Below are 12653 nucleotides of genomic sequence, written 5' to 3'. Positions count from 1 at the left end.
AATCCTGGCGATAAGGGCGATCGCGTCCGCTTAAAAATACGCGGACACCATCGCCCTTAATGCTGGAGTTCGGTAGGTGACTTGGCCGGACGCTTACGTTTTTGGCTTAGTGCAGGCGCATCTATCCTGTGACTGGTGGCCCGTGAGATGTCAATTTGGCCGGCCGTCGTAGGCTCTGCACCGTAGCGCCAGCGTGAACTCATCGGTCGCGCCACTCATGCCACGTAGTCTCAGGCGATCCAGTTTCAGTATGCGCTAGAGGGTGGACGAACATCATTTCGAACCTCTTACGTTCGTGGCGAGAGCACACGTATTACGCCCTCGCTGCGATGCGCCGATCCACATCACGAGCGGCTTCATGGAAGCTGCGAGCTTGCGAAACAACACTTGGCTTTCATCGGACAAGCTACGCAGTCGGTCTGCCAGGATCGGAAGATGATGGTGTTGGCTTTGGTGAGGTGCAAACGCTCGTTCTTGGAGGCTCGCCATTCGCGGCGTAATAAGTTGCCGGCTTGGCAGCGGTATTCCTCGGCCTCTTCATTCCAGTGAAAATCGTAACTCGAAAAGCTATCGTTCTTGCGCTCAGTTTTGTCCCACACCGGCACATTCGGCTCGATGTCTTTTTCCTCCACCACCCAGGCCAGCATCGGCGCAGTACCGTAAGTGGTGTCGCCAATGAGGCGTTCCGGCTTGATGTCGAACTGCGCTTCGACCCGATCGATCATCTTCTTGGTGCTCTCGACTTATGGTTCGATCAGCCGGTGTGGGTTCCACATCCACGATGACGCCGTGCTCGGTATCGATCGGATAGTTCGTGGAATAGGCGTAGAACGCCGAGCGACCTGAAGCTGCGGTTCAGCGGGCTTGAGGATCCGTCAGCGATAGGCGCTTCGTCTTACCTCTGTGCGTCTCTTCGGGAACGAGCCCCGGATTTCATTTCGCACAGGAGGGGTTTTCGGCATTATGACGTTTAAACTTGTGGAAACACTCACTTTCAAGGAGGCATGCTTGCGTAAAACCAAATCGCCAGAAGAGGAGCTAGAAAGTGGCGCCAAACGCGGACGTCTACCGCCGCTTTCGATGGTCCGCGCCTTTGAGGCAGTGAGCCGGCTCGGCTCGATGCGCAAGGCTGCGGATGATCTCAATGTCGGCCATACGGTCGTTTCCCGCCATGTGCGAAATCTTGAATCCTGGCTTGGCACGCGACTTGTGGATGCTGGACCACGAGGCATTCGGCTGACTACGGAAGGCAGGCTTTTTGCCGAGACTGTGGGAATGGCTTTCGACATGATCGCCAAGTCGACGGCGGAATTGCGTCCGGCGGTAAGCCGCTCGGTTTTACGAATCTGGTGTGTCCCTGGTCTCGCGACGCGCTGGCTGGCGCCGCGTTTTAACCAGCTCCAACTTGCGCTGCCCGGTATTGATTTCGTCATGCGCGCGACCGATCTAGAGCCCGATTTCGCGCATTACGACGCCGATGTCGATATCCGTTATTTGGATGAGCCGAAGGGGAATGTGCGCTGGATTTTGCTGGAAAGGCCGCGGATTTTCCCGGTCGCTAGCCCGGACTGGATCAGCAAGAACGCACCCATCCGCTCTCTTGACGATCTTGTGAGTCAGCCGTTGATACATGAGGAAAGCCGCGATCAATGGCGACAATGGTTCCATCAGGCTGGCTATGGGCATGAAGTAGTGTTGAACGGGCCGCGGCTCTGGTCAGCCAATCTTACGGTCGACGCGGCCCTAACGGGGCAGGGAATCGCACTCGCGACACGCCTAATTGCCGCCGATGATTTGCGCACCGGGCGGCTGGTCGAGTTGCTTGGAACCGATGTTCGGCTCGGAGGCTATTATTTAGTTGGACCGCGTGAGCGTTGGAATGAAGTGACATTGGCGCGTTTCCGCGCTTGGATGCAGCAGTCTATCGCGGAGACGACGGGTGGCCAGTCAGCTGGTGTGATAAGTCAACACGATTGCGCTGAAGAATAATTTAGCCGTCAGGTAAAAGTTCGGTTTGATACTTGAGTAGATCCAGGTCTAATAGCCTCAAACTGATCTTCCGCTCAACACATGCGCGCATGTTCCTCCTGCCATTGACGCTGGCTCGTCAAAGTTTCGTCCATTCACAAAAGTATCTCCCAGTTATTGTCGCAACCGCGCTCATTCACCAACATGCTATGCACGCGCCCATCACGAACGGCCCCGTTGCGAATGACTGGCGAATGACCTTCGACAATCGGCTTGGGGGGGCGCTGTCCGCTAGTTTCGCTGTTAGTGGCAAAGACTTGCCGTTTATGGCGATTTGCTCTGGATAACGATCCGTTCGGAATGTACGAAGCTCATGGGGGAGGAATGCCTCCGTACTAGCTATGGAGTGGTGACATGAAGTCACCACTGAGGAAGTAATAAAGTGCCTGTCTGAGCAGGAGAAACTGTATCAAACTCAGCTCTCAAATGAGTGGGCGCGGGCTGAATATCAAAAACAGCGAAGGGGAAAACCACGTTAGAGCACAGCGATTCTCATGCCATAACCGCGTTATAACCAAGTGCCGCAAGCTAGTCTGGAACGACTGTGTTCCGGACTAATTTCCCAGCCAAAACTTAAATCCAGACCCCGCCAAGTTGCTATTAAGGTGAGCGGGGTCGTCACTTTCTTTCTTGGAGACACCCATGTCCAATGCCACTGACACACTGTACGCGAGGGATATAGCCCATCACCTTCATAGCTATACCGATGCGCGGATGCACGAAGGTGTCGGTCCGTTGGCAATTGAGCGCGGGGATGGGGTTTTCGTCTATGACACCGAGGGGCGTCGCTATATCGAAGCCATGTCGGGCCTGTGGAGTGCGGCACTTGGCTTCAGCGAGGTGCGACTGGTCGAGGCGGCCATGACGCAGATGCGTAAGCTACCTTTCTACCACACCTTTACTCACAAAACGCATCAGCCTGCCGTGGATCTCGCGGAGAAGCTCATCTCGCTGGCGCCGGTGCCGATGAGCAAGGTTTTCTTTACCAACTCCGGTTCTGAGGCCAACGACACGGTGGTGAAAATGGTTCGTTACTACAATAACGCCCGTGGCCTGCCGCTGAAGAAAAAGGTGATATCCCGCATCGGAGCCTACCATGGCGTGACCATCGCTGCGGCGAGCCTAACTGGCTTGCCGAACAATCATCGTGCTTTCGACCTGCCTATGATGGACATAGCGCATGCAATGTGCCCGCATCACTATCGTTTCGGCGAACCCGGCGAGTCGGAGGAGGCATTTTCGGATCGTCTTGCAAAAGGGCTCGAAACCCTCATCCAGCGCGAAGGGCCCGATACAGTGGCTGCGTTCATCGGCGAACCTTTGATGGCGGCCGGTGGGGTTATTGTTCCTCCGCGCGGCTACTGGCAAAAGATCCAGGCGGTTTGCCGCAAGTACGATATTTTGTTGGTAGCAGACGAGGTCGTCTGTGGATTTGGCCGCACTGGCAACATGTTCGGCTCGACTACGTTCGGCATCGAGCCAGACATTATGGTGCTGTCTAAACAGTTGACCTCGTCATATCAACCGCTTGCAGCAGTGTTGATCAACGAACGGATTTATCAGGAGATCGCGGGGCAAAGTTCGACCATCGGCACGTTTGGACACGGCTTCACCGCGAGCGGGCACCCAGTGGCTGCGGCAGTGGCGCTGGAGAACATCAAGTTGATTGAAGAGAGACACCTGGTAGAACACGCGGCCGAAATGGGGGCGCGACTGCGAGCTGGCCTTTCGCAATATGCTGACCATCCGTTAATCGGGGAGATCCGAGGTGTCGGCTTCATTGCCGCCGTTGAGCTGGTCGCAGATAAATCGGAGAAAACCCGGTTCGAGCCGCTTCGCCGGGTCGGTAGTTATTTCAATGCTCGCTGCCAAGAGCACGGCATGATTGTCCGCAACATTGGCGACAGCATTGCGTTCTGCCCACCCCTGGTCACTACAGCGGAAGAAGTCGACCTGATCATCAACTGTTTCAGCAAGGCGTTGGAGGATACACAGCGGTGGCTGGCGCAGGGGCATTGAGGACGGGTACGGCTCGACTTTGATAGGTTTGGCGTCGTATCGCGGACGATCCTGTGAGAGTAGGCAGCGGGCCTGCTAAATGGCTTACAGGCAAGCCCGTTGTAGTATTCACGGAAAATGCCACGACATATATATGTTAGAGCCCTGATTATTCGGGGCTTTTTCGTTGGTGCCTGCCCCGGCCTCGCCTGCACCGGTGGTGTTAATGAAGACCACAGCGGTGACATCTTGGGTGGCAATAGGCGCGAATTACAAATATGCAGCCGATGTTAATTCTGCCGATGGGTCAGGAATCGCTGGATAAGCTCGTGTATTTGTTGAATATTTCCTCACCTAGTCGCTATGGTCGGGCTCTATGCTCGCGTCGATCACGGGTTGGCAATGCCGAGCTTCTGCGCCACTTTCAGGCACTGTCTTGCACTGAGCTTTTGAAGCCGTGACCCCAAGCGACGATTAGTTCAGCATGTTGTCAATTCTGGCGTTAGGAATACTCTTTATGGTCAGTTCCAGTTCATCCCAGTCGATGCAAGACTTCAGTCAAAACTTGCGCCTTCTCTGCGGATATTATAAGTCGGTGGCGAAGGTGTGCCGCTCCCTTGATATCAACCGCCAGCAGTTCAACAAATACTTGGGGGCGCAAGCGACTCCCTCATCCTTTACCCTGCGCAAGATCTGCACTTTTTTTGGGGTGGATGAGGAGGAAATATTCTCCGAGCATGAATCCTTCCGTGCTCTGCTCAACAGGCAACGCACGGCGCGAGAGCCGGACAGTGCGGTACCAGCCGATTTTTTCCCGAGCTCCGCGCAGGAGTTGTCGAAGTACCAGGGTTACTACTTTGTCTATTTGATGTCGCCTGCCGCGCCGGGGGAGGTGATCAAGTCGATTACCCGCTTGACCCGCTCCGGCGAAAAGATCCTGAGTAAAACTTACGAGCGGATGAGGCTGGGCGATGACCAACTGAACAGTTTCGGCATCAATAAATATCGTGGGTTCTGCTTTGCCTCATCGGATCTGATTTACATCGTCGAGCGCGAGTACCTCTCGTCCCGGGGCTATATCTGGTCAGCGCTTTATCCCTCCTACCGCAGTCGTTTCCGTTTTCTCAACGGCTTGGTACTCGGCGTTTCGGGTGACAATTTCCGCCGTCCTTTTGGTGCCCATATTGTATTTGAACACCTAGGCGAATCGATCGACCTGCGTAACGCTCTCACCAGTTGCAGTTGTTTTCCGATTGATGCCCCTGAGATTCCCGACGAGGTGAGGTCGCGGCTGCTGGTACATCCATCAGAAGGTGAGTTCAACCTCGTCCCTCCGCTGTTTTAGTCTTTTCTTAAAATTGACGCTAGGTGACGCTTTGGGGCGTCACCTGGCGTTTTTTTCTTCGTGCTCGCGAAATTGAGCTGGCCGTGCGGCAGATCGATAATGCCATACACCACTCAAATGTCAGTTTCGTTAACGGCCAATCACATTATTCATTCCGGTTGAATGAGTGCCTGTTTCTACAAGTGATCCGCTGCGCCCGCCATAAAAATAAGAGGAACACCTATGAAATTCAAAAGAACATTGATGGCGGGGTTGATGGCGCTGTCCATTACTGCGCCATTGACCAGTGGTTTGGTGTATGCGGCAAACAATACCTTGGTTGTCGCTGATCGAGCCTCTTTCAAGGATTGGGATCCAGCCTCGGCCTTTTCGGAGGAAGTGCGGGTACTGGGCAATATCTACGAGACACTAGTGGTATATAACGCGCCAGGCAGCGCTGAGGAGTTTTCCCCCGGGCTTGCCACGTCCTGGGAAAGCAGCGACAACGGCAAAACCTGGACCTTCAAGCTGCGGCACGGCGTTAAATTTCATGACGGTTCGGCCTTTAATGCCGCAGCGGTCAAAAAGTCCATTGATTACGTCAAGGAGCTGAAACAGGGCGCTGCATTTGTATGGAACGGTCTGGATGCCGTCGAGGCCCTCGCTGACGATACGGTAGTGCTCAAGTTTAAGAGTCCCACTCCGGCCAATCTGATCGCGGCAGGTCAGTATGCCGCTTACATCATTGCCCCGGCGGCGGTGGAGAAAGGTCATGACTGGATGATGGCTCCCAACGCCATCGGTACCGGTCCCTACAAACTTGGGCAGGTCGAACAGGGCCAGCAAGTGGTGCTTGAGCGATTCGATGGCTACTGGGGAGGTTGGAAAGAAGGGCAATTTGATCGGGTTATCGTGAAGGTCGTGTCCGAAGCCGCCACTCGTACCCAGATGATCAAAAATGGCGAGGCCGGTGTCGCTTGGGATATCCCTCTTGATCAGCTCAAGGTATTGGGAGAGAACCCCTCCATCAAGGTGAGCACCGCGCCTTCGTGGAAAAACTTTCAATTTTTGATCAATACCCAGAAGTACCCTACGAACAACCTGGCATTTCGTCAGGCGCTGCAGTACCTCTGGGACTATGAAAGTGTCACCAAAGATATTTTGCATGGCTACGGCAGCGTTCCCAAGGGGCCTTTGCCCACCAGTATCTGGGGGCATGCCAGCGTGCCTATGGCCTCTTACGATCTGGATAAAGCCCGACAATTGTTGGAAGCCTCCGGTGTACCTAAGCAGGACTGGAAGGTCTCGATGCAGTACATCAGTGGCGTCTATGCAAACGCTGCTGAACTATTCCAGGCGACGGCGTCTCAGGTTGGCGTTGAGGTGGAGTTACTCCCCGGCGAGTGGGGTGTGATCTGGGATAAGGCAAAGAAGCTGGATACCGCTCCCAACATGCAATCTATGGCTTGGTGGCCGACGTATCCGACACCCAGCGATTGGCTTTTCAGTGAGTTCCATACAGAGAAAACCACGCTATTCAATCTGTCTCACTACAGCAACCCAAACTTTGATCAGTTGATCGAAGAGGCGGCGGCGTTAGAAGGCAGTGATCGGACCAAGTCCACTGAAAAGTACGTGCAGGCCCAGCAGCTACTGGCCAAGGACGCTCCTGCGATCTGGTACGCCGACGTTCAGCAGATACGTGTCTCCCGCAAAGACATCAAGGGTATGGAAAAGAGCCTGAATCCTGCTTATGAGGCGATTCTCTACTACAGCTTGAATCGCTGAATGCTGAGTCGTCCTTGATGAAGTGGTACGTGTAATACCTGATTTGCCATGTAAATCGATAACCAGGCAGTTAGTTAATTTGCCTGGTCATTCCCTCAAGGGTTAATCCGCTTTTGGGGGTTTATGTAGGGCGTAAGAAGTCAGGGTCAAGTTTTTTAGCCACAAGGGGTATTCCAAATGGCGAAGTATATAGCTCAGCGATTGATAGTGATGTTCTTCATTCTTTTGGGAGTGTTGACCATCACCTTCGTTCTGAGCCGAGCTCTTCCGGGTTCCCCGGTAGAAATGATGCTGGGAAACCACCCCACGGTGGAGCAGATTGCCGTCGCACGGGAAAAACTGGGGTTGGATAAGCCTCTGCCGATCCAATACTTCAATTACATCGGTGATCTTCTCCGAGGTGATTTTGGCACTAGTCTGCGCACCGGGCGGCCGGTGGTGGAGGAAGTGGTCAGGCGGGTTGGTGCGACTTTTGAACTGACGTTCCTGGCGATGTTCTGGGTGGTGGTGCTAGGGGTGCCGATCGGTGTCATTTCAGCGGCGCGGCAGAACTCAGTGGTCGACAATGCGGCACGAGCGGGGTCCATCGCCGGGACGGCGTTTCCAGTTTTCATCCTGGCCATGGGCTTGCAGTTACTGTTCTACGGCAAGCTCAACTGGCTGCCCCTGCAAGGACGTATCGATGCTTCCATTCTTCTCGATAGCCCTTTTGAACGTGTGACAGGCTTTTACCTGATCGACACTCTGTTGGCCGGTAATTTCGTAGCACTGTGGAGCGCCATCAAACACCTGACGCTACCCGTGCTCACCCTGGTCATCGTGACCTTGGCCACTGTCACCCGGATCACCCGCAACATGATGGTGGAGGTGCTATCTGAGGAGTACATCCGTACGGCCGTTTCTTACGGTGTACCCAAGTGGCGTATCCATTACGCCTATGCCCTGAAGGCGACAATGATTCCGCTCCTGACAGTGGTGGGCCTGACCTTCGGTTACCTGCTCGGTGGTGCGGTAGTGGTTGAGTTCGTTTTCGACTGGCCCGGCCTGGGCGGCTTCGTGGTGTTTTCGATTGCCCAGAATGATTTCCCCGCCGTGATGGGAGCCACCCTGGTGCTGGCCACGACGTATCTGTCGATCAACCTGATCGTTGATCTCTTGTATCACCTTGTTGATCCGAGGTTGCGAGTCCAATGAGTATCCAAGACGTATCCCTGTCCATGTCCTCGCGAGCCCCATCATGGCGTATCAAGGCCTTGGCGTTTGCCAGCGATAACAAGTTGTTTGTATTCGGCGCGCTGTTATTGCTGCTGATCATCCTGGCGGCAGTCTTCGCTCCCTGGCTTGCACCTTATGAACCGAACAAAATTGTCTTTTCCCAGAAATTGCTGGCACCCAACTGGGCACACTGGATGGGCACCGACGAGTTTGGTCGCGACATTCTTTCACGGGTGCTTTATGGCGCACGCACCTCGCTGATCATCGGAGTGAGCGTGACTCTGATTGCGATGCTGATCGGGATTCCGATTGGGCTTGTTTCCGGTTACTTCGGTGGTCGAGTTGATACGCTGCTGATGCGTTTCTCAGATGTGTTTCTGGCCTTTCCGCCGCTGTTGTTGCCGATCGCTATCACCGCTGCGCTGGGATCGGGATTGGCCAACGCCATGTTAGCGCTCGCTGTCTCCTGGTTTCCCTGGTACGCGAGGATCATGCGCGGTGCGGTAGTGCGGGTTCGGTCAGAAACCTATATCCATGCCGCTCGTTCCATGGGCGTCAGTCACTGCCGTATTTTGCTTCGCCATGTACTGCCCAATGCCACTACGCCTGTGATCGTGCAGGGCTCCATGGACTTTGGTTACACCATTCTCGCCGCTGCCTCGCTGAGTTTTATCGGGCTGGGGGCCAAGCCGCCCATGATCGAATGGGGGCTGATGGCCGCGGCGTCGCGCTCGCAGTTGCTCGAGAATCCCTGGACGGTGCTGTTTCCCGGAGTGGCGATTTTTGTCCTGGTGCTGGCCGTCAACCTGGTGGGTGACGGGCTGCGCGATGTGCTCGATCCAAAGAAGGGGACGCGCTGATGATCGACAAATCCTTGCAATATTCTGCTTTCGAGCGTCTCGCCGCTTCGAATAACGACGCAGCTCAAGACCTGGTGCTGGAAGTGGAGGGGCTGACGGTGTCTTTCCCTGGTTTGTTCAAGACCGTAAAGGCCGTACGCGGCATCGACCTTAAGGTAAGGCGCGGTGAGATCCTCGGGTTGGTGGGGGAGTCGGGCTCGGGCAAGTCTATGACGGCCATGTCTTGCCTTGGATTGATGCCTGAAGCCGCTCGGCTGGAAGGCAGTGTCAGGGTCGCCGGACAACAGGTCAACGGCGCCTCGGCATCGCAGCTGGCGGCTTTGCGTGGCGGTGGCGCGGCGATGATCTTCCAGAATCCGATGAAGGCGCTCAACCCGTTCTTCACCATCGGGCGGCAGATGTTCGACGTCATCGGCTGCCATCGGCAACTGAGTAAGGCACAAATCCGCGCCGAGGCGCTGAGCTCGCTGGAAGCGGTGAGCATGCCCGACCCCCCTCTGGCGCTAGCCAAGTACCCGCACCAGATGTCTGGCGGTCAGTTGCAGCGGGTGGTGATTGCCATGGCGCTGGCCTGTCGGCCGAAACTGCTGATCGCCGATGAGCCGACCACGGCGCTGGACGTCACCGTGCAGGCGCAGATCATCGCTCTGCTGCGCAAGCTGGCACGGGAGCAGGACCTGGCGATTCTGTTTATCACCCACAACCTGGGGGTAGTGGCTTCGCTCTGTGACCGGGTGGCAGTGATGTATGCCGGCGAAGTGGTGGAGAGCGGTCCAGTGGGCGAGGTGTTCAAGCGACCTGCACACCCCTACACCCTTAAGTTGATGGGCACCGTGCCCAAGTTGGGGCAGGGACCCCAAGCCCTGGGCTTCATCCCAGGGCAGGTGCCGAACATGGCGGCTCCCCCGGCTGGCTGTGCCTTCAACCCACGTTGTGAACGCGCCACCGGACGCTGCAATCACGCTGCGCCGAGGGTTGTCATCGGCAAGGAGCACTGGGCAGCTTGCCACAACATATTGGTCAAGGTGTGAGGCTTCTTTGAAAGGTAAACGGCTATGAATAACAACAAACAGCCCGCACTGTTGAGCGTCAATCAGTTGCACAAGACCTACGCCAGCCGCGATGGCCTGGTGACGGCCATTGACCACATCAGCCTGGAGGTGCAGGTCGGTGAGACGGTCGCGCTGGTGGGGGAATCCGGTTGTGGCAAAAGTACGGTGGCCGCGACCTTGCTCGGTCTGCTGCCAGCCGATAGTGGGCAAATTCTGGTTGAAGGTCGGCCGCTGCCCACTGATGCCAGGGCGCGGGGCAGGAGCTTGAGTATGGTGTTCCAGAACCCGTACGCCTCGCTGAACCCGAAAATGACGATCAAGGCGATTGTTGCCGAGCCGCTGAAGGTTGCCTTTGGTCTGCGCGGTAGCGCCTTGCACGCGCGCATTCTCATGCTGTTGGGAAATGTGGGGATGGGCGAGGAGCACATGGAGCGCTATCCCCATGAATTCTCCGGTGGCCAGTTGCAGCGCATCGCTATCGCCCGGGCCCTGGCGCTGGAGTCGAAACTGCTGATCCTCGATGAGCCTACGGCGGCGCTCGACGTGTCGGTCCAGGCCCAAGTGCTGCAATTGCTCAAGACGCTGCAGACCAGCAATGGCCTGAGCTACCTGTTTATCAGCCACGACCTTGCGACGGTCGAGTATCTGGCGCAGCAGGTGCTGGTGATGTACTTGGGGCGCATCGTCGAGGCCGGGCCTGTGGAGCAGGTGTTTGGCCGACCGCGTCATCCCTACACTCGTGCGCTGCTCAATTCAGTGCCCTCCATCGACCCGGAACGCCGTGACCAATTGCAAATCCTGAGTGGCGAGATCCCCAGCCCCTTGAACCGGCCTGCCGGGTGCCACTTCGCGCCCCGTTGTCCGCGGGCCAGTGAGCGTTGTCGCCGAGAGGTGCCAGCCGAGACCCAGGATCACGGCCACCGCTTTTCTTGCCACCACCCTCTAAACGATGAGAACTGAACCCCTATGTACAATAAAAAAGACATGACCGCTCCCGGCATTGGTTATCAGGACTTAAGGCTGATGCAGGGCTATCCGCCGTCCCGGGAAAAGCAAGTTGGCCTGCATAATTGGGACAGTCCGCCCTATAACCGCTGGTCGTTCCAGCACATGAGCCAGTTGTTTCCGGTGGCCGCTATTCATCGCAGTCCCGGGCCGGTCACCGAACTTGAGCGCAACGAACGCTCACTGGACGACGTACGTTTCCAGCGGGTCGACGGCGGACAAACCGATCTGGCGACCTTCTTGACCGATAGTTACACCGATGGTTTTTTGGTGCTTCATCAAGGCAAGGTGGTTTCGGAGCAGTATTTCAACGGTATGCAGCCGCACACGTTGCATCTGTTGCAATCGGTATCCAAGACCGTCGTCGGTAGCCTGGTCGGCAGATTGATCGGCCAGGGCAGAATCGATCCCCAAGCGCGTGTCAGCGACTATGTGCCCGAGCTTTCGGCAAGCGGTTATGGCGACGCCCGGGTACAGGATCTTCTGGATATGCGCACGGGAGTGAGATTCAGGGAGGACTACACCGATCCGGATGCTGAATTCATCCAGTTGGATATCGCCTCGGGTTGGCGTGAACGGGGAGAGCGAGAGTCACCTGACAGCATTTATGGTTTGTTGAAGTCGCTGAGTAAAGACCGTGAACATGGCCAGTTCTTTGAGTATCGCTCAGTGGATACCGATATGTTGGCCTGGGTCTGTGAGCGGGCCTGCGGCGAACGGCTTCCCGTTTTACTGAGCCGGGAAATCTGGTCAAGACTGGGGGCAGAACAAGACGCGAATATCACCCTCGATTGCGTTGGAACTGCATTGGCCGATGGCGGGATGAGCGCCACGCTGCGTGATCTGGGGCGCTTTGCCCAGATGTATCTGCAGGGTGGACATTTCAACGGCCAACAGATTGTTCCAGAGGAGTTTGTGCGTGCATGCGGCCGTGGTTCCACACCGGCTTTTGAAGTCCTCTATGGCTTCTATGTCAAACACTTTCCTGACGCCGCCTATAGCAATCAGTGCTGGGTGCTGGACAGTGAACAGGGTACCTATTCGGCGCGAGGAGTATTTGGGCAGAGTATCTATTGGGATCCGGCTTCTGAAGTGGCAATCGTAAAACTTTCCAGTTGGCCGGACTTCATCAACTCAGAGTGGACGTTGAATACCTTCCGTGCTTGTGCAGCTGTGGTTGAAGAACTGCAACGCGACTGACGCGGGTGACCGCGGCTTGTCACGCACCTCCCAGCCTTGGTGAAGAAGTGCAAATTGCAGGCTCGGCATAGCTACACCCAGACCCGGCTGAACGCCGGCGGCTGACCCTCCCGGCCCTCACTTGAACGCTGTTTGCAGCCTTCGTTCTGGTGGGCCCTACCCCTTTCATCCAGACCGCGCTTT

General features: G+C 56.0%; 9 protein-coding genes and 1 pseudogene. 9 read left to right on the top strand and 1 reads right to left on the bottom strand.

The features are described 5' to 3' along the window. Positions 1-121 precede the first annotated feature (121 nt). Positions 122-891, bottom strand: a pseudogene (locus tag ASD95_RS06275) (IS5/IS1182 family transposase); the annotation flags it as partial. Positions 892-1008: 117 nt separating this feature from the next. Between ASD95_RS06275 and ASD95_RS06270 the strand changes: the two are divergent. The 9 genes from ASD95_RS06270 to ASD95_RS06225 all read left to right on the top strand — a co-directional run bounded on the left by ASD95_RS06270 (position 1009) and on the right by ASD95_RS06225 (position 12470). Next, entirely contained in the window at positions 1009-1989 is a 981-nt protein-coding gene (locus ASD95_RS06270; protein ID WP_201783881.1) for a LysR substrate-binding domain-containing protein, read from the top strand. Positions 1990-2670: 681 nt separating this feature from the next. Then, positions 2671-4047: an aspartate aminotransferase family protein gene (locus tag ASD95_RS06260; protein ID WP_056723405.1), complete on the top strand. Its 1377-nt coding sequence runs from the start codon at positions 2671-2673 to the stop codon at positions 4045-4047. Positions 4048-4543: 496 nt separating this feature from the next. Then, on the top strand, positions 4544-5371 hold the full coding sequence (locus ASD95_RS06255) for a helix-turn-helix domain-containing protein (RefSeq protein WP_056723403.1): 828 nt from the start codon (positions 4544-4546) through the stop codon (positions 5369-5371). Positions 5372-5593: 222 nt separating this feature from the next. Then, on the top strand, positions 5594-7138 hold the full coding sequence (locus ASD95_RS06250) for an ABC transporter substrate-binding protein (RefSeq protein ID WP_056723401.1): 1545 nt from the start codon (positions 5594-5596) through the stop codon (positions 7136-7138). Positions 7139-7315: 177 nt separating this feature from the next. After that, positions 7316-8332 carry an ABC transporter permease gene (locus ASD95_RS06245; protein ID WP_056723400.1) on the top strand — a complete coding sequence of 339 codons (1017 nt, stop codon included), beginning with the start codon at positions 7316-7318 and terminating at the stop codon, positions 8330-8332. Further along, on the top strand, positions 8329-9213 hold the full coding sequence (locus tag ASD95_RS06240; RefSeq protein ID WP_056723397.1) for an ABC transporter permease: 885 nt from the start codon (positions 8329-8331) through the stop codon (positions 9211-9213). Before ASD95_RS06245 ends, ASD95_RS06240 begins: the two co-directional genes overlap by 4 nt. Next, complete coding sequence (locus tag ASD95_RS06235) at positions 9213-10244, top strand: ABC transporter ATP-binding protein (RefSeq protein ID WP_056723395.1); 1032 nt, start codon at positions 9213-9215, stop codon at positions 10242-10244. The genes ASD95_RS06240 and ASD95_RS06235 overlap by 1 nt, the downstream gene beginning before the upstream one ends. A 24-nt stretch (positions 10245-10268) precedes the next feature. Beyond that, on the top strand, positions 10269-11225 hold the full coding sequence (locus ASD95_RS06230) for an ABC transporter ATP-binding protein (RefSeq protein WP_056723393.1): 957 nt from the start codon (positions 10269-10271) through the stop codon (positions 11223-11225). A 6-nt stretch (positions 11226-11231) separates the two neighbouring features. Next, positions 11232-12470 carry a serine hydrolase domain-containing protein gene (locus tag ASD95_RS06225; protein WP_056723391.1) on the top strand — a complete coding sequence of 413 codons (1239 nt, stop codon included), beginning with the start codon at positions 11232-11234 and terminating at the stop codon, positions 12468-12470. The last annotated feature ends 183 nt before the right edge of the window (positions 12471-12653 follow it).

Origin of the sequence: Pseudomonas sp. Root71 (assembly GCF_001429045.1) — a bacterium.
GTDB lineage: Bacteria > Pseudomonadota > Gammaproteobacteria > Pseudomonadales > Pseudomonadaceae > Aquipseudomonas > Aquipseudomonas monachiensis.
The sequence above is the reverse complement of the archived record's forward strand: the minus strand, read 5'-3'. Positions and strand labels throughout refer to the sequence as shown.

Bases quoted from the DNA above. Each gene is read 5' to 3' on its own strand.
- ASD95_RS06225 (WP_056723391.1), top strand. From the start codon at position 11,232: ATGTACAATAAAAAAGACATGACCGCTCCCGGCATTGGTTATCAGGAC.
- ASD95_RS06230 (WP_056723393.1), top strand. From the start codon at position 10,269: ATGAATAACAACAAACAGCCCGCACTGTTGAGCGTCAATCAGTTGCAC.
- ASD95_RS06240 (WP_056723397.1), top strand. From the start codon at position 8,329: ATGAGTATCCAAGACGTATCCCTGTCCATGTCCTCGCGAGCCCCATCA.
- ASD95_RS06235 (WP_056723395.1), top strand. From the start codon at position 9,213: ATGATCGACAAATCCTTGCAATATTCTGCTTTCGAGCGTCTCGCCGCT.
- ASD95_RS06250 (WP_056723401.1), top strand. From the start codon at position 5,594: ATGAAATTCAAAAGAACATTGATGGCGGGGTTGATGGCGCTGTCCATT.
- ASD95_RS06255 (WP_056723403.1), top strand. From the start codon at position 4,544: ATGGTCAGTTCCAGTTCATCCCAGTCGATGCAAGACTTCAGTCAAAAC.
- ASD95_RS06245 (WP_056723400.1), top strand. From the start codon at position 7,316: ATGGCGAAGTATATAGCTCAGCGATTGATAGTGATGTTCTTCATTCTT.
- ASD95_RS06260 (WP_056723405.1), top strand. From the start codon at position 2,671: ATGTCCAATGCCACTGACACACTGTACGCGAGGGATATAGCCCATCAC.